This is a genomic window from Desulfofarcimen acetoxidans DSM 771 (assembly GCF_000024205.1).
Classification (GTDB): domain Bacteria; phylum Bacillota; class Desulfotomaculia; order Desulfotomaculales; family Desulfofarciminaceae; genus Desulfofarcimen; species Desulfofarcimen acetoxidans.
The window spans coordinates 473,615-498,333 of sequence record NC_013216.1 but is presented as its reverse complement, the minus strand read 5'-3'; the positions used below and the strand labels follow the sequence as shown (position 1 = coordinate 498,333).

The following is a 24,719-nucleotide window of genomic DNA, read 5'->3' as shown; positions in this document are numbered from 1 at the left end:
ATTCTTTGATATTTCGATTTTTCATTCTAATATCCTACATTTAACCATATTTTTCCATACACAGTAAGAGATCCGCAAAACTGTGGTCCCTGTGTGCTTTCGCTTGTAAAATTTTAAGCCTTATTACCCGCAAAGGGGGACAACTGTACGATATCCGCGTATATTTTCTATCGTTACGTCCATGCCGTAAACGTCGCGTATAGCTTCACAGTTAACGGTTTCGGCACCGCCGAGTGAATACACATGGTTATTCTTAATGAACAGAAAGCGATCACAATAGCGAATAGCAAGGTTTAGATCATGAATGACGATGATAACGCAGAGTTTGTCCTCAATTGCGATATCATGGACTATTCCCATTACCTCGTACTGATTTTTAAGGTCGAGATTGCTGGTCGGTTCATCAAGCATCAGCACCTTTGGCTGCTGGGCAAGCGCACGCGCAAGCATAACCTTCTGAAGCTCACCGCCGGACAGTTCATCAATATACCTGAGAGTAAAGCTGTTAAGCCCCATACGATCGATTATGTCCTTCGTTATCCGGTGGTCTTCGTCTGTCGGGTTCATTTTAATGTACGGCTTCCTGCCCAGCAGGACTGAATCGTATACCGTAAACTTAGAACTGTCATTCTGTTGAGAAACATATGCCATATCTTGTGCGATCGTTTGACGCTTCAGCTTGCTGACGTCACGCCCATTGACGACCACCGCACCTTCCTGAGGCTCAAGTATTCGGTTCAGGCATTTCACCATTGTACTTTTTCCTGCGCCATTGTTTCCCAATATAGCAACACACTGCCCTACATTAGCGGTAAATTCTATATTTTTCAGAACCTGAAAGGCTTTGCAGTAGGAAAAAGTTAAGTGCTGGACATTTATCATCTGGTCCTGACCCCCTTGAATAAAAGATAGAGGAATAACGGAGCTCCCAGGAAAGACGTGATTGCACCGATCGGCAGAACTACGGGAGAAACCACCAAACGCGCCACTGTATCACTGAACAGCAACATAAACGCACCCATTAGAGCAGAGGCCGGAAGTAAAAAACGATAGTCATCACCAATTAAACGCCGCATGAGATGCGGAGATACCAAACCGACAAAATTGATTATACCGACAAATGAAACGATTACCGCTGCTGTAAAGGAGCATACGGTCATTCCGACAATACGCATCGACTCTACATTGACACCGAGTCCCTTGGCACTGTTTTCACCGCTTTCGAGAGCATTGTAGTTCCATCTGTTGAAGGAGAAATAGATAGTTGCCAAAAAAACAATGGTTGCCATAATTATGATCTGCTTCCACGATGTACGGCCCATATCTCCGAAAGTCCAGAACACTATTGCCGACAGACTCTCGTTATCGGCAAAGTATTGCATAATCGTTGTGCCGCCCCCGAAAAGCGCGCTCAACGCAACACCCGAAAGGATTATCGTTTCGGGTGAAACCTTCTTGAATCTCGAAAGTCCGAGAACCACGAAGGTTGATATCATGGAAAATGCAAAGGCGCAAACGGATACAAGATAAGGATTCGTAACCGTTACGGCATCATTAGTGTGAAATTGTACGCCGGCACCTAACACAATGATTGCAAAAGCAGCGCCGAAGGCGGCACCCTGCGACACACCGATTGTTGACGCGGAAGCGAGCGGATTGCGCAGAATGCTCTGCATGGCGCAGCCTGTCACTGCCAGACCGATTCCTCCAATAATCGACGTCACCACTCTGGTGAGGCGAAGACTGAGGACAACTGTTTTGGTTATTTCGGTTCCTTGTCCTATCAAGGTAAGCAATACCTCTTTTATCGTCAGACCGGCAGAACCGGCAACAATTGCAAAAAGAGCCGCCACTATTGTGATAATGGCCATCAGAAAGATGACCATTATCTTAAATTGTATATACTCTCGATATGTTTTTTGCGTTTTAGTAAGATTTAATATTGTCGCCATCACTTACCTATAGCGATCTTGCCAAAACCGTTACCTGAATCCTTAAGTATCTGCATATAGGGCTGGCCAAGCATTTTCTTAAATATCTCGTCAGCTTTTGCTTCGAAGTCGACATCTGAGAATACGTCCGGATAGATGATGATGCCGGCATAATATGCATCGGCTATTGAGAGTTCTATATTGCAACCGTAATAGTTATAATTTATCTGGGAGTATACATTGCCATCTTTAACAGCCTTCAGGTTGCTGTAAAAGCTCGGATTTGTCTTATAGTCATCGTTAACAAGCTGCATGTTGCCGGGAGTCAGGAAGATGATGTCAGGATTCCAGACGGTGAGCTTCTCCTTCTCAATAAGCATGGATCCGTCTTTTCCGGTTTCGTCGGCAACATTCTTTGCGTTTATTGCAACGAAGGGAGGATATTTCGCGTAAGTTCCTTCAATTCCATGACCACCGGAAAAACTGACGGCACCCGCGTATACGGTGGGTTTATCCATATCCGCGATATCCTTAGTGCGGTTGTTGAGATCATTCTGCCATCCCTTCATAGCTGTGATCAGTTCGGCGCAGCGCTCCTGAGTTCCCATGATATCGCCTATAAGCGTAAGGGCACTATAAACGCTGTCACTGAAGATACCTGTGTACGAAAGAACGACAACGGGAATTTTAAGCTTCTGCTGCAATGTATTCACAGTTTCCATATCAGAGGAATTGGTAAATATAATGTCCGGGTGAAGTGTTGCAAGGGCTTCTTCGTATGTTTTGCTGCTCGCACCGCCGGAAGCTACCGGCGTCAGTTTGGAAAATCTGGCATGATTCACGTATGCATAGGGCATACCGGAGTTGCCCTATGCATACGGGCAGTCGCTCCGATTGTTGCAACGGAGTTGATGGTCGCCGGTATTTCAACTTTGCGGTCTGCCATGTCCGTTATTGTACGGGTGCCGGGCTTATTGGAGACGGAGGAAGCTTCCGGGGAGACGCTGCTCCCGGATGAGCAACCTGTTAACAGCGCGAGAAGAAGAGTCAATGCAAGCAACAGGGCAGAGATTTTTTTCATTTTGATAGTGTCTCCTCCTTTTTTTACTATCTCCCAATTAACTAAACGACTACCGGCTGAAGCCGGTAGGTTTGTCGATGACTGAAAGTCATTAATTTCGGCTAAAGCCAACTAAAGAAACCGTGACTAAACTCATGTCGTAACCTTAAAATTTTCTTCTAATTCATCTTCCGTTTGTTTTTCTATATACTCTCTTATCATTTCATCGGTTACTGCTCCAACTGTTGCACAAAAGTAACCTCGTGCCCAAAGATGCTGGCCCCAATATCTTTTTTTAAGCTCAGGGAATTCTTCCTGAAGCAATCTCGATGATCTTCCCTTTAGATATTGAGCAATTTTTGATGGTGACAAATGTGGTGGGCAACTTAACAACAAGTGTATGTGTTCTTTACCTACACTACCTTTTAATATCACGATATCACTACTTTGACAGCTTTGCCTGATCAAGTCTCTTAATCTCAATGCTACTTTATCGCGCAATACCTTGTATCTATATTTTGTAACCCATACAAAATGATACCTTATGTCATATACTGAGTGACTACTTTTTCTATATTCTGTCATACCATTCACCTCTAAGTGAATGATATCCTTGTCCTTCTCAAAATAATCACGCTAAAGCTATTCGCATAAAGGCGAAGGCTTTAGAGTTGGCATTTTGAAAATAAAAAAAGACCCCCATGGAGCCTTCTTAGCGCCTTACTATAACTTCAATGTTATCCTTAACAATAATCAATTTTGTGAATCAAAAAATCCGTGTTTCTATGTGGGCTTCAGCCCACACCTAATCCAATATTTTCCAAGCACCCGGGGCCTGCTTCTGCAGAACTTTTGTTAATTATATCAAGCCCCTTGAGTCCTGCCAAGAATCGCTTAAAAACAATTGTTGACAGGATGAAATTATATAATATATGATTTATTTGTAAATGGGCCAATCAAATCATCCCTGATTACTCAACAAGGAGATAATTTGTTGGGAATATGTAAAGAAAGGAGTGAATTAGTAAAGGCAATGAAAATTTCAATTTTGTATTTCAGTCAAACAGGTAATACTCAGAGAATGGCGGATATTGTTAAAACGGGCATGGAAACTGTACCTAACGTAGAGGTGAGGATGTTTCCTCTTGATGCTGTTGACGACGATTTCTTAAATGAGAGCAAGGCCGTAATTTTCGGTACACCAACCTATTTTGCCAATACTTGCTGGCAGTTAAAAAAATGGTTTGATGAATCCCATAATTATAATTTAGGAGGTAAGCTGGGTGCTGTTTTTGCCACGGCAAACGGTCTGCAAGGAGGTTTCCACACAGCCCTCTCCACTGTTATCGACCATCTTATCACCAAAGGAATGCTGGTTTATTCCAGCGGCACCGGTTGTGGGCGCCCGTACATTCATTTGGGGGCGGTGGCGGTAAAGGGACACTATGAGCAAGGTGAAAGCCTGTGTTATATTTTTGGACAGCGCATCGCCCAAAAAGCGTCTGAATTATTTGGAGAATAACGTTTACTAAACAATATTTTTTACACAAAAAAGCGGCAACCGGGATACCCCTTCCCGCTCGCCAAAGATATTTAAAGAAGGAACTTAACACTAGGGAATACCTGAAAAACCTCATGTTGTATAATAATCAAGACCATTGTAGTATTTTAGGTGAGGTTGTATCTTTATGAAACGACAGAGGGAGTTTATTGATTACATCAAAGATATACAGGATATGATCGATAAAATAAATCACTTTACAGAAAATATGGATTTATTGTTGAAGTGTCACTATGCCACATAACTCCTACCTGAACAAAAACTCAGGCAGGAGTTTATCTTTTTACTTACCATCTACAACTCCCACAGATTGCTCCTTTAGCCATCTTTGATATAAAATTACTATAACTCGCGGAAGCAATTACCTCTGCCAAACTCATTTCCAGGGCGTTAGCCAGACGATATTCCGGCAAAAAACAGCAAGGGGTCACTTCACCATCGACCGTCACAAAAATGCTGCATCTAACAACCTTACAAGGATAACAATGTTTAGAGGGAAGATAAATCTCGATAGCGCTATTTTGGGCCATCCTTTTAACCTCTTCAAATAACTTTGTTTCTTCATCAGACGTAATGTATTTTATAGAAGGATTTATATTATAAACATTGAAAAGACGGTGTAAAATAACCGCATCCGTTCCCAGCTCATGAGCAATTCTGAGGAAATCCTGAATTTGATGCAGGTTTTCCCGGTAAATAGTAATATCAAGATAGATCTTAGGAATTTTTAAGCCATGCCTGTCTCTCCTTTTGAGCAATTCCATTACTATGGGCATTATTTTTTTTAACAGCTTCAAATCGTATACACCAAAAGCAATTTGCTGCAAACCGCTGGCGAATATTTCTTCCATCCTTTCACCAACCAGTCTCCCATTAGTGGTAAGATTGGTTGACAGACCTCCGGCTTCGGCATACTTGATCATATCAAATAACTGCTCATTCAAAAGAGGCTCGCCCCAACCATGCAGGCCAACATACCGGAACATCTTTGAGGAGACTGCAGAATCGCAAATTTTCTGAAAGTTTTCTAAAGACAGGACACGATTTTGGGAACCGGTGATATTCGGCCTCATGCAAATAGAACAGTTTAAATTGCATACTCTGGCAGGCTCAATTTGCAGTGTCAAATCCATGCCTTTATCTCATCAATCTCATTAATTTCTCTGCCGGCTAACTCCAAGCCCTGCTCTTCCACCATAGCAAGTGCTTTCTGGAAGCACTCCCCGGCTTTTTGCCGGTTTCCTTCTTCTAAATAAGCCAAACCCAAATTCTTCAAACCCTCCGATTTATAATGCGTGTGGCCGTGAGGATAATACTCAGGTGCTAATTCCACAGTCCTTGAAAAATCATTAATAGCCTCCTGGTATTGCTCCAACTCCAGCCAAACCAAGCCCCTAATATTATACACGGTGTAAGCCGGTTTCATCTGGTTGGGTTTTTCAATTAAATCACCACAAGTTGTTATCACCCGCTTAAAATAATTTAAGGCTTCCTCTTCACATCCCTTGAGCCGGAACGCTTTTCCCAAAAGCAATAATATTTCCGGATCAACAAAAGGAGCAATTTCCAAAGCACATCTCAAAGCATCCACACACTCCTGATAATTTCGAGCTCTAAAGCAACAATTTGCCCTGATCAGGTATGCCCGGTAGTCCCATGGCGCTTTTTTCTCTTTAGCCGCAACCGCTTCCACTGACTTATCGGCCATAGCAGCAGCGTCGGCCCATCTCCCAGCCTGAATATAGGCATTTGCCAAATGCATCGGAGTGTAAATATGAGAATAAGCCAATGACTTCTCATAATCCTGAATGCAGCAATGCTTAAGCGTTCGATGATAAGCCCTTCCCCTGCTGAAATAGATTTCAGACAGAGAACTCTCACCCCATTTGCTTTTGATCTCAGCCTCCCGCTCAAGTGCTTTATTGTACCACCCAATCGCTTCATCAAAGCTTCCGTAGCGATCATAGGCATTGCCAAACCCCGCATAGGCAATGGAATAATCTTCATTAATCTGCAGTGCCTTATCAAAATCTTTTAGCGCTTCTTCAAACATTCCTTCTTGTTCTTTATTAAACGGGCGGTTGTAGAAGTGAACAAACTGCAGCGTGGTAACTCCTCTCATGTAATAGACATCCGCCAGTTCAGGCTCTAAATCAATAGCCCTGTTGAAAATGGCCTTGGCCTCATTTAAAGCTATTATCCCTTCCTGGCTAAATGGACTCCCCTTTTTGAAATAGGAAAGACCTTGATTATAGAGAGTCTCCCCCTCAAACTCCCGGGTCAATACACTTATTGGTATACACATAATTGTTCTGCCTGGTTTCTAAAACCTACTAAAAACTACAAGTAGTTTTTTCACCCGTCCGACAAACGGGTGGCAGTGTCACAGGATTCAACTGCTAGGCCATAGGCTCTCGCCTATGTTCCGGGTGGTCTCCTCTAAAAGAGTTTCCCCGCCACTGCTTAAAGCGAGTGTACTACCCGGAGAAGGTGTTACCTCCGCCTGGGTTCCGACTTGCGGCAACAGCCTTTCGCTGCGTGTACTGTGCCGCCCGCAAAATTTATAGCAAAGGGATTAACCTATACCTAACACATTTTTCCGGTGAATCTGCCATGAAACCAGGCTATTCACCTTCTTCCTTTTCGTGATTTTTTTAATCTTGGCCAGCACAGACTTTTTAACTGCTGACCATTGTTTCCAATTTGCCATTTGTTTAAATTCAGGTTTCTTTTTAACCAGTTTATCAAGCAACATCTTGGGTATCTTCTCATGATCAAAGCCCAAGCCACGCCGGGCTATGACATAGCCTGCCGCTTCGTGAACAGCTATGCCGTACATGTGCTGGTATTTTAGGATGCCTATGACCGAAGTAAAAGCCGGTTTTACCTTTAATATCGGCACTCCCTCACGGGCAGCACTCCGGTCAACTGCTTTTAGAAACTTCGACCAGACAAAACTGTGACTCATTCGGTTAAACTTGGCCGTTACGGACTTGTCATTTTTAAACTTTAAGTCCTCTACCGCCAGGGCGTAACCTTTTTCTTTAGCCTGGAGGATCACTTTCTTAGCCATTTCACAGGTCTGGTTATTTCTCCGTTTTGTTCTGGCATAAGTCCATTCGCCTTGACCAAGCCATTCACTGCCCCGGTATTGCCCCAGACAGTCTACCTGGGTTACGCCTAATCCGTCCGGGTTGGTGTCTACACCAAACGCACCCTTATGGTTATATGGCATCGGAACTTCTTCTTCAATACTCACATGGACGTAATATTTACCGTCTCTGCGGAGGATTTCTACCTGATAGGCACTGCCTGTTTTAAGATAATCCAAAACCATTTGCCGGTAGTTGATACCGTTAATCTTGCCGGTCTTTTTCGATGGCTTTTGAGCTAAATAGATCGGCACCGTTATGCGGTTATACCGAACGGATTCCCCTTTCTGTACCGGGTCGGCGGCTATATCAAGATAGATTTGGTCTTGGCTTTCGTATATGCGGGTATTTAGGTTGCCGCCTTTGGTTTTATCTCCCCGTGATAGATAACGGTTACTTCTGACTTCCTGCCACTCTTCCCTGGTAATATTGCCTTTGCAGCGTTCTTGAAAGAGCTTCTTTCCTCCGAATACAACAGGCGGAAAAGTATTGTTATCCAGGTGATTTTGCCAGAAGGCCAGTTTACGCTGTTCCTTTTCTAACCGTTTTTGCAGTTTGGCAATCTTAGCCAGCGATTTAGCCTTGGCGATACGCTTTTCTGTAAATTCAACCTTTGCTTTGGCGTTTTCATAGTGCATCTGCACTAATTTATATTGGCTTTTGATTGTGGTCTGGGCATCATATACTGCATCGTTAGCCTGCCGGGAGTTAAGTCTGAACTTTCCTTGTACAGTTATACGAATGTCTTGTACTTTCCATCCATCCAGCAGTCTTTTAAATGCCCAACGAACTGCGGCACAGTAATTATCCATGAGGTTATCAATGTATTCTTTCTGTTTAGCTGTCAGTTCCAGGATTATTCCCATCGCCGTTGTCTTCACTGGTAGTCACCTCGCTTTCAATGACCTTTGACAGCTTTTTTGCTACTCTGCCGCCACGTTTTCCATTTAAACCACTGGCAATATCACGAAAAACAGCCTGAATAGCATATTTGTTATTTGATGCATATTCAGTAAGCCTTCCTATTTGTCGATCAAGATTCCCGGCATCAGCCTGTTTTTGCGTAGATACCCTGGCGTAGAGAAATACGGTATTTTGAATTCGGCTATATTTTTTGCCCTCAAAGGATCCTACTTGGGACATTTTATAGCGGCGATGGCCAGTAGGAGTTCTTTCTGGAACTAATATCTTTTTCTTTTCCCAAACACGTAAAGTATTAATACTAACCCCTAAATATTTAGCTGCTTTGCCAATACTTATATAGTTTTCCATCCTAATCACCTGCCAAAATTATATCACATTATAGCAGGTTTTTTAATATTAATTTAGTTTTCTAGTAACAGTTATATACCTCCCTTTGGTTATTATATAAACTTGTGTTTATTCAATAATCATCCGGTTATTATTTTCCTGAACGATTATTTTGACAAATATCATTAGAATAACGTAATTCTGAGCACAACATATACTATATTGCACCATGCATACTAAATAAAAATAATCATTTATCCGCCCACCGGGTTATAATACCCAGACAATACCTGTTTTTCTGCCGCAGGATACCATCCTCACCCTGTTCCTGTACATATTTGAAAATAGTATCCTTAACTCCTGAATTAATATCCATATGCATCCAGAAAAATCAAATGCAGCCTGCTCTGCTGTTTCTTCCTCAAGCTATGTAAGTTATCAGCATCACCTTTTTATTTAATGCTCTAAATTGCATTTTAATCCTCTCTCTTTGCGAATATGTTTCTGTACACACAGCTAATAATATTCTATTGTTGTTTCATAGCTGCTTCGTAAGGTTTTCCATTAAGAAAACGCCCGATGAACAGAAGCCCCATGTGGTTTTCCTCATCTTCTGAAAGTTTTTGCCCCATATCAGCAACAGTTCCTCTTATGACACGCTGCTTATCCGGATATCCTGCCCAATAGACAATGGCGCATGGCATATCAGTAGGATATAATTTTTCAAGGCCTGCAAACAATTTTTTCGGATTGCTCAAAGTCATGTATGCAACTATACTAACCGGATACTGATTCAGATCTTTTAATATCTGCTCCCAACCTTCCAAATAAAGAGGGGCTGTTTGCATGACAAAGCGGGTGTCATATGAGGGAATGATACTTTTCCCCAGAGCTGCCAAAGCCGCTGCTTCGCATCCCATACCGGGAATAATAACAATATCCTGCTGATCGAACTGTTCCACATACCAGTGGCTGGGACCAAAAAAACAGGGATTGCCGGCATCAAGCAGTGCAACATCTTTCCCCTGAATGAGAAATTCCTTAATTGTGTTCACTCTCTCATCTCTCAAATTGAATCGTTTTATACGAAATTTCTCCATTTCATCTTCAGTTAAGTCCAACATTTGTTTACCTTCGTAATTCCAAAATCCTTCCCACGGATCGAATAGAACCGGCTTTTCTCCGACATACTCTGCAAAGAGTTTCACATCATTATCTGGAGCTACAATAGCATCCATCTGTTCAATCATGTTCAAAGCCTGCAAAGTGGCCATCTGAGGCCCGGCCGGTCCTTTTCCAATAACATAAAACTTACCACGTCCAATAACTTTGTTTTTCACAAGTTTTACCTCTTTCTGTTTTATTTTTTAATCATAATCGCAAAAGTAGAGGTTAATGAAAGCTCATCATATACTTCTTCCTCACCTTCCTGTAATTTGCGGCGAGCGAGCAGCAAGTAGCGTCCCGGTGATTTTCCCTGGAAAGTAATTTGACCGTCTCCGCCCTCCATTTTATGGAACCGGCGATATCCACCTGGCCCATTGCAAGCTATGTCCACTGCTAAACCGTCCAGAGGCTGTCCATGGAAAATTAAAAAACCATGAAGGTTTCCCTATAATGGATGATAACCTTCATGGTTAAAATGCTAATACAATTTGCAATTTTGATTACTTTTTGACCTTACGTTTAAAAAACAAAAACCGCAAAAACTTGTTTCATACAGAAACAAACCTTCGTGGTTTATTATCCAATATATATCTGTATTAAACTACTTCTTCTGTTTTGCAAGACAAAATAGCTTCAGCTATTAGTTTTTTCACTATTTTTATATTCTATACAATTCAAGAAATTCCTTCTTTATAAGATATTTTTTTATACATTTAACCTAGTTTTTATAAAATCTTTATCCGAACAAAGCGATAATTTCTACCTCATTACGGTAATATAGCTGCCTCATCGGAATAATTTCCCCGGCATCCAGTATCTTTAAAAAGCAATTATCCTTCGTACAGACGTCTATACAATTACTTTGCTCAACTGGTTAAGCACAGAAAATGAGAACCACGAAAGTTAACCCCTTTTACAAGCAATAGCTTTGCGGCAAAAACATACTTATTAAGCTTATATAAACATAATTTGCTTTTAAAGATAGGGTTAGTGTACACCTGTTGAATAGTTAGCAAATTTCACAAATAAAATTTGTTTTAATTTGGTATCAGGCTCGGTTTTCTCGCTGAATGTCAGCCTCAAGAGGACGGTGTTCATAAAACGTTGAGAAATATATTCCGATAAAAATTAATACCATTCCGATCAGGTGGGACAAAGTGAAAATCTCTTTAAGAAATATTACGGCAAGCACACTGGAAAAGACCGGTACGAGATTGAAAAACATACCGGCAATATGTGCTCCACCGGATTCAATTGCCTTATTCCAGAAGAAGAAAGATAGCAACGATGGGAAAAGCCCCACGTATAGTAAAATCCATACCATCTTTATATCTACAGAAAAGAAATGGTGTTGATAAATATCCCAGGCATAAAACGGAGCAATGCCAATAAGCCCAAAAAAGATAAATACTGTGATCAGTCCTATTTGATCAACATCTGCCTGGAGCTTCTTAAATAGAATTGAATAGATTCCGAAGCATACCACCGAGACAAGAACAAGTATATCGCCGTAATTTATATTCAAATTCATAAGAATACTAATGTTACCTTTGGAAATGACGATCAATACACCGATTAGGGCCAATAGCACACCTATGATTTGATTGACTTTGGCTTTCTGCCCACCCACCATCCACGAGAGAAAAAAAATCACCAAAGGCATCGTTGCAAAGATAACGCTGACATTAATAGCGGTGGTCCAATTCAGCGCCCAGTAGAGAAAAGTGTTGAAGGCGGTGACACTAAAAAACGCTAGCATCATCAAGTATTTCCAATTTTTACAATAAAAGTCCCAGTCGCGCTGCACCGCTCGAACGCCAAATGGTAGTATCAGGAATAAGGCTACCACCCACCGCCAAAACGACAGGCTAAACGCCGGTATCAGCAAATTGGCGGCTTTGCCGACCACGGTATTACCGGCCCAGAATAGAGTGGCGAGAGTTAACAACATATATGGAGATGTAATGAATCTCCGCTCAGGCCCAACTTCTTTTTTTTGCATGACTCAATTATCCCCCAGTCTCCACCGATTATCCTAATCGATCTCGGCGAGTATAGTTTCTGCATAACTAACATTGAAATTGAAACCTGGTTTCTTCTTATTCACAGCGATACATCAATTCCGCAGGGGCTTACAACCACTAATGATGATGATTCCCCTGCTCCATAAATATTTAGGAGAAATTTAATCACACTACGTACGCTTGGATCATCTTCGACAACTAAGATAGTAATTTTCATTAGGAAATTTCTCATCCTTTATTCAGGTTTCAAGAGGGGAACGGGATGCTAATCCCAAAGCCAGCTAGCAGGCATGATCCGGGCGCAGACTATCAAGAGGGCACCAGCTTTTTAACGATCCTTAACACTGTTCATACACCCCCCTTCAATTTAATAGTTCTATACCAAAGACCTTCGAATTTGTAATTGCAGTTTTTGGGGCTAGCCGATTCAAATCCATTCAAACTACCTTACCTTTTGAGAGGTATTTTCACAGTAAAGATCGTTTCTTTATCCTTACTGCTCAGATCTACACCACCTCCGTATTTGGCTGTGATGTCCTTTACTATGGACAGACCCAGGCTGGAGTGGCCTTCTTTTGATGTAAAACCGGGTTTGAAAATAGATTCCCGGATATCCGGCCCAATTGGTTTGCCCGCGTTCGAAGTCGATCATTACTTTCACCTGCCTATGTTCACTTTCATTATTTTCCACGGCTTCCAAGGCATTATCGATCAGGTTGCCGAGCAGAGAGCTTACATCAAAAGAGCTTAAAGGCAGTTCTTTCAGATTGCACTCAACACCGACTTCCAAGTCTATGTTTCTGGCTTCGGCCAAGCCTACTTTGGTATTAAGAATGGCACTGACGTTTACATTATCCGTTTCAATCAATTCTCTGGTTTTCGTTATTGTACCGAAAAAACTGTTGATATAGTTCTTCGCTCCTTCATAAGAACCACTTTCCAGCAACCCGTAAATCGCCTGTAGCTGATGGTGGAAATCGTGACGATGCTTTCTGGAAGAATTAATTAATTGATTAATCTGTTTCAAGTTTTCTGCATTTCGCTTGGCTTCGCAATCCTTTTCTGCATATTCTTCGATTTTCCTGATGGTAACAGTGAAGCCAGATTCATTTCCTCCAAGAGCTTTCCTTCTTTCTTTGCTTGTCTCAAAAAAGGAAATAATTACTATCAAGACAGTAAATTTTTACTTTCACTTAATTCAACAATCCTTGCTGAAACCATCACACCATTAATATGTAACAATTGGGTAAACATCTCTTGAAATTTCTTCTTAGCAGCAACAGAAGCAAGGTTATTGAAAACTATCCAGGTACTTTACACGTTGAACACGAATTTTTCAGCGTATTTCGTTCTCCTTCACTCCGGATTGGTCAGACGGCAGCAGTGTGTCTTGCTTTCGCTATTGCCTCTTAAGAAATATTTATACATAGTATCTTATATTTCTTTTTTTAACTTTTATTTTTTTAAGTCTTATTTATACAAATTTTATTTTTTATAAAACATTTTTATGAGGTTCAACGATCACCGACACCCGTCTCCATATTTTACTGTATCATATCAGCAAAAAGCCTTAACTGGTTAAGCACAGAAAATAAAAACCACGAAAGTTAACCTTTTTTACAGGTCAATACCTTCGTGGTAAAAATATACTTATTAAGCTTGCATAAACACAATTTGCTTTGAGTTTCTCGTTCATATCTGGTATCACGACTTCTTGTCGCGTTCTGCGTTCTCTTCTCTTAAGACTATATTCTCTATAATTTACAAAATTCCTTCCCTATTTTTAACAATATTTTTCTGCCCCATTTTCGATAAAAGAACTTTCCTATGAGAAAGATATGCTGACCAATCAATCACTGACAGCGCAGTTATGAGTTTAGCTATGACCAGCAAAATAATTTTCCGCGCGAACCACTTTAGAGCCTGCTTGACAACGGTCACTGTTTTAACATTTGTTACCGGATTATCAATGATTTAGCCAGCATTGGTGAACCAACGGTAAAATACTTTAAGCTGTGTTCATAAAAGCTTTACTCGGCACAATTTTCTATTTCTTTATTAGCGGAAACTCTAAGATCTATAATAAGCTATTCATCTACAATCACTTTAACATACCATTTCCTATATGGAACCGGATTTTAACCTGAGTTATTTCATCCATTGCGATACCCCCACTATAGTGTTTCAGAGTACTTGAAAAACTCTGAAAACCTTTGTAGTTTATTATCGCATGGACCAGATTATTATATAAGGCACTCTGTTTTTATGCGTTTATGTTCGTTATTCAATTAAACCTCGTTATCAAACTGATACCTTTCATATAAGCCCATGCATTAAGTCAGCCCGGTTTATTTGTCCGTTATAGTAGCCTGTATTTATGCTTGTTCACCCATATAACGGTTAAGTTAACATTAATCACAAGTTCTTTTCATTATTTAAAGTTATTATAATATGGAGGTATTAGAAATAACCATGGAGTAGTTATAATTCCCATACATACTCCTATCTTAAAAGCTATATTCTTTGGTATTTTTAATGTAAGAGATAAATGATAGTTTAGAAATCCTATTAAGAGTGAACATCCAATAATCGTAAATATAACTTCTAAACCTATCCACTCTTTATAATTAGAATACTCTAATCCTTTGACTAATACTAAAAAAATAAAACCCAAAAAGTCTACCGTAATACCCATAATAAAAGCTAAATTGACACAAGTATTAAAAGATTTCTTATTATTAACATAAAATTCATTATTCCTCAATATTAAGTAGTAAATTGACCTGTCAATAAAATAATTTACAAATAACATAGGTATACCTATTAATGGGTTAAATAACATCAACCATATTGGAAATATAATATTATACAGTCTGTTATTCAAATTAACTCACCTCAAATTAACCATACCAATTGTAGTAGACGTCTCTGGTGCTTTTGGTGGCTCAAAAGCACATTCAATCAGGGGCGTCTTTTCCTTTCCTATGTGATATGGTCATTATATACAGCAATTGTCGGACAGGCAATCCCGTCTGCTTTTGGGCAATTTAGATTAGCAGAAACATCAATATTAAGTAGTAAATTGACCGGTCACTAAACGACTACCGGCTGAGGCCGGTAGGTTTGTCAATAACTGAAAGTCATTAATTGCGGCTAAAGCCAGCTAAATGAAGCCATTGGCTAAAATCAACTAAAGAAACCATGACTAAACTCATGTCGTAACCCTAAAATTTTCTTCTAATTCATCTTCCGTTTGTTTTTCTACATACTCTCTTATCATTTCATCGGTTACTACCAAACGTTTATCAAACTTTTACTATTTATCTGTTCGTTTCTGTGCCATAAGGTATACCTCATCATCCGCACGTGCTGATATTATGATAACTCTCATTACATCATTTTCCATCACCAGCTTGTATACCACCCGCAAACCAAGCTTTTTCAACTTTATTTTGAGATAGCCAGCCAGTTTTGTACTATCCCTATTGCCGAGAGGTTTGCCGTAACCGCCTTCTGTCTGCGGAAAAGGATTGCTTGATACCTTGTCAATGGCTTTAAGTACCTGCAAACGCTGGCTAAAGTCAAGCCGTTTTAAATCCTCTACCGCTTCTTTTAACCCACCTTCCGCAAGATAAAAATCTAAACCTGTAAAATAGTGGAGCATAAATAATATTAATTACAACCATAAAAAAAACTGATCCATAAACTGGAAGGATCTCTGTTTTTTGTGTCGAATTATCACTAATAAGAATAAATATTAGTGAGGGATCGTCATGGACTTACAACCTATTTTAGAACAACTAGCTAAATTACCCCCCGAAATATTGATGAAGATAATGCCCGAATTAAAAGTAGAAGTTCCGAAGGCAGATCCCTCAGGTGCAGTACTTATCGGTGTCTTTTTAGCAAGAAGCCTGGGCATCGGTAAAATAATTGACAACTTTATAGGCGAAGAATATGTTACTTATGAGCATCTACGTGAAGACAGAGCCAACGGTTCTAAATGTCGGGTAAGTACTGGTTTGGCATGTGAAATAATGGTTGGCGACATGCTGGGCAGAAATAAAGATCTCACCCGTTTATATAAATTTGAAGAAGCTTGTGAAAACTGGCAAGTCGAAACAATACTCGGTATACCGTCCGAAAAATTTAATGATGACAAAATGGGTAGAGCCCTTGACGCTATAAACTCAAATGCAAAATATATGGCTAATGTATTGCAGGATATTGTTTTATCAGCATCCAAGAAATTTGGAGTTCCACTTAACACTTTTTACAATGACACATCCTCCATTCCAGTCTCTGGTGTTATGGAGGATAACGATAAAGTTCAATACGGGTATGGTGGTCTACCGGGTTTAAAACAATTAATCCTTAATCTTACGATAGCCTCTGGTGCATCTTTGCCGGTAACATCATCAATTGATTCCGGTAATGTTCAAGGCGGTACGACTTTTGAGCGTTCATTCGAGAAGGTTAAAGAGATTACCGATGACCAAGAATTTGAGATGATTATTGATCGTGGTATCCTAACCCAAGATAATATGCATTTGATGCTTACTAATAGCAACCAAAAGGCCTTTTTTATAGGTCCACTCAAGGATGAGCTATCAAAGAATTGGGTCTTAGAGCAATTAAATGAGGCTAAAAAAGATGATTTTGCTGCTATTGACTATCGCTCTAAGAAAGAAATAGAAAGAAATCTACCCAGACACTACGAGGCGTTAGAGACAAAATATACGTTTAAGGTAAAACTTGAGCCTCCCTCAGAGGGTAGTAAGAACAAAAAGCAACTCAAAAAAAGTAAGCGAATATTTGCGACACATACTATAAGGGCGGTTATTTATTGTGATTTAAACAAAAAACCTAAGGAACAAGAGCGTCGTCAAAAGCGTATAACCAGCACAGAAGATGCATTAGTAGAACTAAATGGTAAGCTCAACAAACGTAACTTAATTACGAAGGAAGCCTGTGAAAAAGCAGTAGATAATATTTTTAAAGGGCAGCCTGAAATGCGTAGGCTGTTTAATGTAACAATTAAACTAAATCAACATAATGCTATTGTTATGTCCTGGTCAAAAGATGAAGCTATAATTCCAGAGCTTGAGAAAACCGACGGTATCTTTGTGCTTTTAACCAACCATGACAAAGAGAAGGTTGATGCTAATGAACTGCTTACCCGCTATCGTGGTAGGAACGACATCGAAATCAGTTTTAGGTTTTTGAAGGGTTCTCTTGATTTACAACAAGTATTCCTTCGCAATCCTGAAAGAGTAGATGCCTATTGCTTTTTAAAAGTATTGGCTATGCTTGTGCTTAATTTAGCAGCCTGGCTGTTAGCTAAAAATGGCAAAAAGATGTCTCCCCAAAAATTACAGAGAGAACTTGGCGACCTAACTATCTCAGAACAAAGGTTGCAGCCTATTGGTATACACCATTGGAATGGGACGAATATTCCTAATACTATTGATGTATTGGTTAATCTGTTTAACTTACCACATCCACTTGAATTAATAGAGGTTATTAATTCAGCAATCAATTTTTCTTATCATATTGAGAAATGGTTTAAGGATAATTTTAGAAAATAAGGTTTGGCAGTGGTTCCCAGTTTACTGATCCCTTAGTGCGAAACCTGGGTTTTAAATACTCCACCTGCCACACTTACTCAAGCTCCACTTCTACATTATCCAAGTCTGTTTTGTTTATACCAAGCTCGGCTAACACTTTGTCTTGCGGGACTAAGTCATCAGAACTTGTATTCTCCATACGTTTTTCCGCTTCCAGTAACAACCGGTATTCCTCTATCGTTTCAAGCATTTGTTCGTAAACTTCGGGCGTTAAGAGTACACAAGTCGGCGTATTATTTTTCAACACAATCTTAAATCCAGCTTCCTTAACTTCATCAAAGATTTTGTTAGCTTCGCCTTTGTTAAAGCGGGATATTGGTACCAAAGAATTCATGACATTCCTCACAGAGATGTTTTCAGGCATATTTATCAAACCCTTTCTTACCTTTTAAGCAAGTTTCATTTGATATTATTATATGCATTACAAATAAATTTATCAATATATTTATCAATATATTTAACTTACCAAACTTTGACACAAGCTTTGTTTAAATTCAAGTTTCTTTTTAACCAGTTTATCAAGCAATATCTTGGGTATCTTCTCATGATCAAAGCCCAAGCCACGCCGGGCTATGACATAGCCTGCCGCTTCGTGAACAGCTATGCCGTACATGTGCTTGTATTTTAGGATGCCTATGACCGAAGTAAAAGCCGGTTTTACCTTTAATATCGGCACTCCCTCACGGGCAGCACACCGGTCAACTGCTTTTAGAAACTTCGACCGGACAAAACTGTGACTCATTCGGTTAAACTTGGCCGTTACGGACTTGTCATTTTTAAACTTCAAGTCCTCTACCGCCAAGGCGTAACCTTTTTCTTTAGCCTGGAGGATTACTTTCTTAGCCATTTCGCAGGTTCGGTTATCTCTCCGGTTTGTTCTGGCATAAGTCCATTCGCCTTGACCAAGCCATTCACTGCCCCGGTATTGCCCCAGACATTCTACCTGGGTTACGCCTAATCCGTCCGGGTTGGTGTCTACACCAAACGCACCCTTATGGTTATATGGCATCGGAACTTCTTCTTCAATACTCACATGGACGTAATATTTCCCGTCTCTGCAGAGGATTTCTACCTGATAGGCACTGCCTGTTTTAAGATAATCCAAAACCATTTGCCGGTAGTTGATACCGTTAATCTTGCCGGTCTTTTTCGATGGCTTTTGAGCTAAATAGACCGGCACCATTATGCGGTTATACCGAACGGATTTCCCTTTCTGTACCGGGTCGGCGGCTATATCAAGATAGATTTGGTCTTGGTCTTCGTATATGCGGGTATTTAGGTTGCCGCCTTTGGTTTTATCTCCCCGTGACAGATAACGGTTACTTCTGACTTCCTGCCACTCTTCCCTGGTAATATTACCTTTGCAGCGTTCTTGAAAGAGCTTCTTTCCTCCGAATACAACAGGCGGAAAGGTATTGTTATCCAGGTGCTTTTGCCAGAAGACCAGTTTACGCTGTTCCTTTTCTAACCGTTTTTGCAGTTTGGCAACCTTAGCCGGTGATTTAGCCTTGGCGATACGCTTTTCTGTAAATTCAACCTTTGCTTTGGCGTTTTCACAGTACATCTGCACTAATTCATATTGGCTTTTGATTGTGGTCTGGGCATCATATACTGCATCGTTAGCCTGCCGGGAGTTAAGTCTGAACTTTCCTTGTACAGTTATACGAATGTCCTGTACTTTCCATCCGTCCAGCAGTCTTTTAAATGCCCAACGAACTGCGGCACAGTAACGATCCATGAGGTTATCAATGTATTTTTCTGTTTAGCTGTCAGTTCCGGGATTATCCCCATCGCCGTTGTCTTCACTGGCAGTCACCTCGCTTTCAATGACCTTTGACAGCTTTTTTTCTATTACTACAATATGCCCGCCAAAGTCGCTAATGTATTTCTCTAAGTAGGCATAACCGAACCGTGCTAAACGGTCTTTATACTCAATAATTACTAAGGCGCTATTAGTCTCCTTTACAGCCTTAAGTAACATCTTTTTCTTTTCCCAAACACGTAAAGTATTAATACTAACCCCTAAATATTTAGCTGCTTTGCCAATACTTATATGGTTTTCCATCCTAATCACCTACCAAAATCATATCATATTATGGCAGGTTTTTTGATATTAATTTAGTTTTCTAGCAACAGTTATATCCTCCTTTTTCAATAATCTATTAATTTTTTTATCTATCTCAAAACCTTTTCCACTGGCTTTCCTTTTGCCAATTCATCCACCAGTTTGTCAAGCCACCTGATTTTCTGCATGAGTGGGTCTTTGATTTCTTCGACACGGTGCCCGCAAATCACACCTGAAATTTTGGCAGCGTTCGGATTTATCTGTGGGGCTTCGTTAAAGAAAGTTTCGTAGTCTACATTCTTCACAATTTGCACTTGCAAGCCAGAATCGTCATATCCCGTCAACCAGCAAATCACGGCATCAACCTCGGATTTGATACGCCCTTTGCGCTCCGCCTTTTGAACAAGCAGCGGGTAGACGGTCGAAAACGCCATCTTATATACGCGCTCATTTGTCATAGAATTTCACTCCCTTTCGCTTTCCGCTTTGTTCTCCACCGCACAATATCGGTGATGAGTTCATAATCGATTGGCTTGCCAAGTGGCAACTGGATCGCTCCCTTGGAAGTCTTATATCCTGCGAGCCGCTTCGCAAACTCAGACGTAGCTTCGCCGCCGGGATACAGCCCAATATGTTTTTTGAATGCCGCAAAGTGGATGAGGTTTTCGTCCTGCCAGAATGTCGGCATCTGCCACGAGATCTTCTCCGTGGCTTCCGGCGCAGCTGCGTGGATAGCTTCGCGGATATTTTGTAACAGAGGCCGCACATCTTCCGGTTGTGCCGCGATATATTCGTCAATACTGTTTGGTTTTACACAAAAGTGATCTTGTTCCGTGTTTTTAAATTCACGACCGCACTTCGGACATTTCCACATTTCACCCACACTCCTTGTTATTATGCCCCTTATTCATCATATTCTGCACATCAGACACTTCATGTAAAACGGTACAAAGCAAAATAACACTACAGGAAGATTCCGGCATTGCCTGAATGCCGTTTACCGTTATGACATTTTCAAGATTCTTTTCCTCTGCTCTTACCCGCAATACCTCCAGCATTTCTTTGGATATCTCCACCGCATATATCTTATCATTTGTTATTTCAGCAGCGGCGAATGTAAATATTCCCGTACCGGCTCAGGTGGATAGCTACAAAATCAAGCTGATCATGCAAAAGATCGGCGGCTGGGCGTATTCCGGTCAGAAAAAGAAAATCAAGGGCTATGGCGCTCAGTATGTGTGGGTACGAGCTTCAGATGAATCCACACCTCAATCTCGGAACCTTTTAGAACCTTGATTTATCAACGCTTTTTCCAAAGGTTCCATAGTTCCAATATAAATAAAGAATTATAGATATAGGAAAAGGGTTATCGTGCGTACCCGCATATATGCGCGTATAGGTTTGGAATTCTTGGTTCCCCTTGGAACCTGGAACCCTGGAAAGGCAGAAAGGACTTGCATGAGAGAAAAAAACATAGAAATAAAACATCAACGGCATGACGTGGCAGCAGATTGCGTTTTCTATCGGCAAATATGATGGGCAGTACCCGCGCCGCAAGCATAACGAGTTTTTAAAAAAGCACCGTTTTAATGAAAAGAAAAATATAGCTGTCTGATATCGTAAAGAGTGCTTTCCGGCTGTTGACGAGAGCACTCTTTTTTAAAATGTGCACCAATTGATGCATATATATTTACAAACAGCATATAATATAGTATCATTGCATTGCAAAGAGGTGATGCAATGGACCCTCATTACAATCAGAAATATACCAAAGAGCAAATTTTTACTGTTTTGCAGACAATACAGGATTGCGTTAGAGAAAGCCGATTTTACATTTCAAAAAATGAGAATAGACAGGAAAACATTGATTTCATAAATGAATATAATCTCACCAACAAAAAGCAGAAAGAGATTCTTCTAAAAATAGCACCAGAGGACTTCTGCCATACTCTGCAAAATATGAAATTGGGATTTGAGCATGAGGTGTTATATGTTTTTTGTCCGCAGGTCATGCTGTTCAATTTTGAAGGCAATGAGGAATGGGTAGATGTTTATAACAAATTTAACATAATCGACCCCAATGGAGGAAAGCGTGTGGTAGTCATATCATTCCATAAGCGTAATAAGCCGATAGATTACTTGTTTAGGTAATGCCCTGAAGTGAAAGGAGGGAGCTTTATGGATGGGAAAATGACATTTTGTGAGGAATGCAGAAAAGATGTTGCCTATTCATTGAAAAGTGTTTCTACGACAGGCGCATTAAAAGGTGAAGAATATGAATTTGCCGGAAAGAAGGCGATATGTGCCGAATGTGGTGCTGAAGTCTATGCAGCCGAAATTGAGGATGAGAATCTAAAAATATTGTATGATGCTTATCGTCAAAAAAACGGGATCATTTCGTTTGAGAAAATCTTGGAGATTCCACAAAAGTACAACATTGGAAAACGTCCACTCTCCTTGCTTTTAGGTTGGGGAGAAATGACGTTTACCCGCTATTGTGACGGTGATATGCCGACAAAGCAGTATTCCGATGTACTGCGGAGAATTTATGAGGAACCGGCTTTTTATCTGTCACTGCTGGAAGAAAGCAAAGGAAACCTGAAATCTCTAATGGCGTATGAAAAGAGCAAACGCGCCACTGTAGAATTGCTTGGTGAACAAAAAAATGAGACGTCTAAAGTAGATAAGGTCATCGGTTACCTGTTGTTCCGGTGCGAAGATATTACACCGCTGGCATTGCAGAAAGCTCTTTATTATATTCAGGGTTTCTATTATGCATTTATGGACAGTTTCTTGTTTACAGAGGATTGCGAAGCTTGGGTACATGGCCCGGTTTACCGGGAAATCTATAACCGTTATTCGAGTTACCGTTTTGACCCAATTGAAAGCAACGATGAATTTGATGTTTCTGTGTTTACGGATGCGGAAAAAGCCGTTATTGACAGTATTATTCAGAACTTTTGCTGTTACAGTGGGAAAATACTGGAGCGGTTTACGCACTCTGAAATGCCTTGGATCAAAACGCGTGGCAATCTGCCTGCTGACACACATTCTAACCGCAAAATCAGCAAAGAGATTATCGGTGAGTATTTTATTGCTGTAAAGCAAAAGTACAATATGTTAATGCCCAATGACATTGAGAATTATACTCAGGTTATGTTTAAAAGGTCAATCAAAAGTTGACGAAAATGACGAAAGTAAAGTTGTATAATGGTAATATAGGAATAGCAGAATATAATAGCCCTAGCGGGGGATAACCGCCAGCGCGGCTCATCCACAAAGCAGGGCTACGGTGCCCGCCTGGCGTAAGCTGAGGTTATCGGTCCTCAAAGAGGAACCCCTTTGCCGTGAGTGTGCAAAGAAAGGCCGGCTTACCCCTGCTACCCAGGTCGACCAAATTGACGGCGACGTGGTTAACTTGGCCAGAGAGAACCTCCAGCCTCTTTGCCAGTCGTGCCACTCAAGGAAGACGTCCAGGGAAAATGACCACCCAAATGCAGTGCTCGAACGGCCTATGCCGGAAGATTAAATTGTAACGATTTCTTTCATCAACAAATCAACCCCCCCTATCTCAATAATTGTGTTCTTAACTCTTGGTATCTCTATTTATCAGCCTTTGTGAACTACCCCCGCTTACGTTCCACTAAGAAGCGGGGGCTTCCAAAGGAACATCAACGAGCGTTTCCTGATTCATCAGCCACGGCCTACCGTTACAAAGAGCAATAGGTCTTACACGGCCTCCAGCAGGCACGACTTCGGGCGGTCCCCGCCCTACAACTATATATCTAAGCCGCTAGCATTTCTAAGCCACGACGTTCTATCAATATGGCTGACACCAAATCCCTGGGCATAACCATTCCACAAGCAGGACACCGGTGCACTCTGACACTCAAATCCTTTGGCACATTGGCACCACAAAGACATGTCTGGGAAGTGCCATGAGGAGGGACAGGAAGAAATATTTTACCATATCTGTGACATTTATACTCAACAAAGTTTCTGAATGTACCCCATGAAGCATCATGTATGCTTTTAGCTAGGTAGTGGTTTTTGACCATGTTCTTGCTCTTTAGATCTTCCATGAAGACAATATCATGGCTCTGAACCACGTCTAGACTGGCCTTGTGTAGAAAGTCTTTTCGTTGATTAGTTATCTTAGCATGAAGTTTAGCCACTTTAGTTTTGGCTTTCCCTCGGTTGTTAGAACCTTTCTTTTTGCGAGAAAGTCTTCGCTGTTGTTTGGCTAACTTCCTTTCTGATTTACGATAGTATTTTGGGGTTCCTATTTCTGTACTATCAGACAATACAGCAAAATGTTCAAGGCCCACGTCTATTCCAATGGATTTGGTACTGTCGATAAGATTTTCGAGTACTTCCACTTCGGCAGTCAAATTAGCGTACCACTTACCACCGTGATACTTTATGTTAACCCTGGATATTTGACTGGCATCAAATTCCCGGTGAGTTGTCATTTTTACAAAACCAATCTTAGAGAGATAGATTTTACCCGGCTTAGAGAAAGTTTTCTTTACAGCATCCACCTGGGGATAGGTAAATGATGTGTAATGGTCACGGTTTTTGAACCGGGGGTATCCGGCTTCTTTGGCAAAAAACCGCTGATAGGCAAAGTCTACCCGGCGCAAAGTATCCTGCATTACCTGACTGTGAACTTGCTTGTATTCCAGATGTTCTTTTGTATAGCCCGGCAGCATATTCTGCTGTTTATTATATGTCAACCCTTGGCCGGTTTCTTTATACACACGCTGACGCTCAGATAAAGACCAGTTATAGAGTTTCCGGCAAAGTTTTAGTGTGTGAAACATTTTTTTCTGTTGCTCTTTGGTCGGACGCATTTCAAACCGGTAGACAATTTGCAAATGA

The 24,719-nt window shown here is 40.7% G+C and carries 26 protein-coding genes and 3 pseudogenes; 7 read left to right on the top strand and 22 right to left on the bottom strand.

The window, feature by feature from the left end:
• Window positions 1-123: 123 nt before the first annotated feature.
• The 3 genes from DTOX_RS02400 to DTOX_RS02390 are packed head-to-tail and all read right to left on the bottom strand — an operon-like array spanning window position 124 to window position 2,788.
• Window positions 124-882 carry an ABC transporter ATP-binding protein gene (locus tag DTOX_RS02400; RefSeq protein ID WP_015756131.1) on the bottom strand — a complete coding sequence of 253 codons (759 nt, stop codon included), beginning with the start codon at window positions 880-882 and terminating at the stop codon, window positions 124-126.
• The gene (locus tag DTOX_RS02395) at window positions 879-1,952 is read right to left on the bottom strand and encodes a FecCD family ABC transporter permease (protein ID WP_015756130.1); all 1,074 of its coding nucleotides are present in this window, start codon (window positions 1,950-1,952) and stop codon (window positions 879-881) included. Before DTOX_RS02395 ends, DTOX_RS02400 begins: the two co-directional genes overlap by 4 nt.
• Window positions 1,952-2,788 (bottom strand): ABC transporter substrate-binding protein, encoded by an 837-nt coding sequence (locus tag DTOX_RS02390; RefSeq protein WP_052292901.1) that lies wholly within the window; start codon window positions 2,786-2,788, stop codon window positions 1,952-1,954. The genes DTOX_RS02395 and DTOX_RS02390 overlap by 1 nt, the downstream gene beginning before the upstream one ends.
• Here DTOX_RS02390 and DTOX_RS21220 point away from each other — a divergent pair.
• Entirely contained in the window at window positions 2,765-3,097 is a 333-nt protein-coding gene (locus tag DTOX_RS21220) for a hypothetical protein (RefSeq protein ID WP_157862827.1), read from the top strand. The two genes, DTOX_RS02390 and DTOX_RS21220, sit on opposite strands and share 24 nt — an antisense overlap.
• A 47-nt stretch (window positions 3,098-3,144) precedes the next feature.
• On the opposite strand, the gene tnpA is transcribed toward DTOX_RS21220, so the two are convergent.
• Complete coding sequence (gene tnpA, locus DTOX_RS02385; RefSeq protein WP_015756129.1) at window positions 3,145-3,576, bottom strand: IS200/IS605 family transposase; 432 nt, start codon at window positions 3,574-3,576, stop codon at window positions 3,145-3,147.
• Between the two features lie 448 nt (window positions 3,577-4,024).
• Between tnpA and DTOX_RS02380 the strand changes: the two genes are divergently transcribed.
• Window positions 4,025-4,513, top strand: a complete 489-nt coding sequence (locus tag DTOX_RS02380) for a flavodoxin family protein (protein WP_042316523.1) — start codon at window positions 4,025-4,027, stop codon at window positions 4,511-4,513.
• Between the two features lie 326 nt (window positions 4,514-4,839).
• Here the strand turns inward: DTOX_RS02380 and DTOX_RS02375 are convergent, their stop codons facing one another.
• The 11 genes and pseudogenes from DTOX_RS02375 to DTOX_RS02335 form a co-directional block, all read right to left on the bottom strand.
• The gene (locus DTOX_RS02375; protein WP_015756126.1) at window positions 4,840-5,685 is read right to left on the bottom strand and encodes a radical SAM protein; all 846 of its coding nucleotides are present in this window, start codon (window positions 5,683-5,685) and stop codon (window positions 4,840-4,842) included.
• Window positions 5,676-6,857, bottom strand: a complete 1,182-nt coding sequence (locus DTOX_RS02370) for a tetratricopeptide repeat protein (RefSeq protein WP_015756125.1) — start codon at window positions 6,855-6,857, stop codon at window positions 5,676-5,678. The genes DTOX_RS02375 and DTOX_RS02370 overlap by 10 nt, the downstream gene beginning before the upstream one ends.
• Before the next feature lie 270 nt (window positions 6,858-7,127).
• Entirely contained in the window at window positions 7,128-8,585 is a 1,458-nt protein-coding gene (locus DTOX_RS02365; protein WP_015756124.1) for an IS200/IS605 family element transposase accessory protein TnpB, read from the bottom strand.
• Window positions 8,542-8,976, bottom strand: coding sequence for a MerR family DNA-binding transcriptional regulator (locus DTOX_RS02360; RefSeq protein ID WP_042315294.1), 435 nt, complete (start codon window positions 8,974-8,976; stop codon window positions 8,542-8,544). The genes DTOX_RS02365 and DTOX_RS02360 overlap by 44 nt, the downstream gene beginning before the upstream one ends.
• A 506-nt stretch (window positions 8,977-9,482) precedes the next feature.
• On the bottom strand, window positions 9,483-10,295 hold the full coding sequence (locus tag DTOX_RS02355) for an SAM-dependent methyltransferase (protein WP_015756122.1): 813 nt from the start codon (window positions 10,293-10,295) through the stop codon (window positions 9,483-9,485).
• A gap of 20 nt (window positions 10,296-10,315) precedes the next feature.
• The gene (locus DTOX_RS22780) at window positions 10,316-10,513 is read right to left on the bottom strand and encodes a hypothetical protein (RefSeq protein WP_015756121.1); all 198 of its coding nucleotides are present in this window, start codon (window positions 10,511-10,513) and stop codon (window positions 10,316-10,318) included.
• Window positions 10,514-11,170: 657 nt separating this feature from the next.
• Window positions 11,171-12,124: a DMT family transporter gene (locus DTOX_RS02350; RefSeq protein ID WP_015756120.1), complete on the bottom strand. Its 954-nt coding sequence runs from the start codon at window positions 12,122-12,124 to the stop codon at window positions 11,171-11,173.
• A gap of 469 nt (window positions 12,125-12,593) precedes the next feature.
• Entirely contained in the window at window positions 12,594-12,746 is a 153-nt protein-coding gene (locus DTOX_RS24025) for an ATP-binding protein (RefSeq protein WP_242652594.1), read from the bottom strand.
• A gap of 322 nt (window positions 12,747-13,068) precedes the next feature.
• A pseudogene (locus tag DTOX_RS25205) lies at window positions 13,069-13,173 on the bottom strand (Spo0B domain-containing protein); the annotation flags it as partial.
• A gap of 2,184 nt (window positions 13,174-15,357) precedes the next feature.
• A pseudogene (locus DTOX_RS25200) lies at window positions 15,358-15,438 on the bottom strand (IS200/IS605 family transposase); the annotation flags it as partial.
• A 24-nt stretch (window positions 15,439-15,462) separates the two neighbouring features.
• Window positions 15,463-15,810 (bottom strand): type II toxin-antitoxin system RelE family toxin, encoded by a 348-nt coding sequence (locus DTOX_RS02335; RefSeq protein WP_015756116.1) that lies wholly within the window; start codon window positions 15,808-15,810, stop codon window positions 15,463-15,465.
• Window positions 15,811-15,919: 109 nt separating this feature from the next.
• On the opposite strand from DTOX_RS02335, the gene DTOX_RS02330 reads away from it, so the two are divergent.
• A complete protein-coding gene (locus tag DTOX_RS02330; protein ID WP_015756115.1) occupies window positions 15,920-17,734 on the top strand; it encodes an IS1634 family transposase in 1,815 nt (604 codons plus the stop codon).
• A 73-nt stretch (window positions 17,735-17,807) separates the two neighbouring features.
• On the opposite strand, the gene DTOX_RS02325 is transcribed toward DTOX_RS02330, so the two are convergent.
• The 6 genes and pseudogenes from DTOX_RS02325 to DTOX_RS25195 form a co-directional block, all read right to left on the bottom strand.
• On the bottom strand, window positions 17,808-18,107 hold the full coding sequence (locus tag DTOX_RS02325; protein ID WP_015756114.1) for a type II toxin-antitoxin system Phd/YefM family antitoxin: 300 nt from the start codon (window positions 18,105-18,107) through the stop codon (window positions 17,808-17,810).
• Window positions 18,108-18,257: 150 nt separating this feature from the next.
• Window positions 18,258-19,579 (bottom strand): annotated as a pseudogene (locus DTOX_RS02320) (IS200/IS605 family accessory protein TnpB-related protein); the annotation flags it as partial.
• Window positions 19,536-19,838 (bottom strand): MerR family transcriptional regulator, encoded by a 303-nt coding sequence (locus DTOX_RS02315; RefSeq protein ID WP_015756112.1) that lies wholly within the window; start codon window positions 19,836-19,838, stop codon window positions 19,536-19,538. The pseudogene DTOX_RS02320 and the gene DTOX_RS02315, both read right to left, overlap by 44 nt.
• 110 nt (window positions 19,839-19,948) lie before the next feature.
• Window positions 19,949-20,296, bottom strand: coding sequence for a DUF2200 domain-containing protein (locus DTOX_RS02310; protein WP_015756111.1), 348 nt, complete (start codon window positions 20,294-20,296; stop codon window positions 19,949-19,951).
• A complete protein-coding gene (locus DTOX_RS02305) occupies window positions 20,293-20,712 on the bottom strand; it encodes an iron chaperone (protein WP_015756110.1) in 420 nt (139 codons plus the stop codon). Before DTOX_RS02305 ends, DTOX_RS02310 begins: the two co-directional genes overlap by 4 nt.
• Before the next feature lies 1 nt (window position 20,713).
• Window positions 20,714-20,914, bottom strand: a complete 201-nt coding sequence (locus DTOX_RS25195; RefSeq protein ID WP_422698387.1) for a class I SAM-dependent methyltransferase — start codon at window positions 20,912-20,914, stop codon at window positions 20,714-20,716.
• On the opposite strand from DTOX_RS25195, the gene DTOX_RS24015 reads away from it, so the two are divergent.
• From DTOX_RS24015 to DTOX_RS02280, 4 genes are all read left to right on the top strand, one after another.
• Complete coding sequence (locus DTOX_RS24015; RefSeq protein WP_242652521.1) at window positions 20,829-21,134, top strand: hypothetical protein; 306 nt, start codon at window positions 20,829-20,831, stop codon at window positions 21,132-21,134. The genes DTOX_RS25195 and DTOX_RS24015 overlap by 86 nt on opposite strands.
• A gap of 444 nt (window positions 21,135-21,578) precedes the next feature.
• Window positions 21,579-21,989: a hypothetical protein gene (locus tag DTOX_RS02290; RefSeq protein ID WP_015756109.1), complete on the top strand. Its 411-nt coding sequence runs from the start codon at window positions 21,579-21,581 to the stop codon at window positions 21,987-21,989.
• Between the two features lie 27 nt (window positions 21,990-22,016).
• Window positions 22,017-23,021 carry a type II TA system antitoxin MqsA family protein gene (locus tag DTOX_RS02285; RefSeq protein WP_015756108.1) on the top strand — a complete coding sequence of 335 codons (1,005 nt, stop codon included), beginning with the start codon at window positions 22,017-22,019 and terminating at the stop codon, window positions 23,019-23,021.
• Window positions 23,022-23,130: 109 nt separating this feature from the next.
• A complete protein-coding gene (locus DTOX_RS02280; RefSeq protein ID WP_052292899.1) occupies window positions 23,131-23,367 on the top strand; it encodes an HNH endonuclease signature motif containing protein in 237 nt (78 codons plus the stop codon).
• 256 nt (window positions 23,368-23,623) lie between these two features.
• Here DTOX_RS02280 and DTOX_RS02275 read toward each other — a convergent pair whose 3' ends face one another.
• Window positions 23,624-24,715 carry an RNA-guided endonuclease InsQ/TnpB family protein gene (locus DTOX_RS02275; protein WP_015756107.1) on the bottom strand — a complete coding sequence of 364 codons (1,092 nt, stop codon included), beginning with the start codon at window positions 24,713-24,715 and terminating at the stop codon, window positions 23,624-23,626.
• Window positions 24,716-24,719 lie beyond the last annotated feature (4 nt).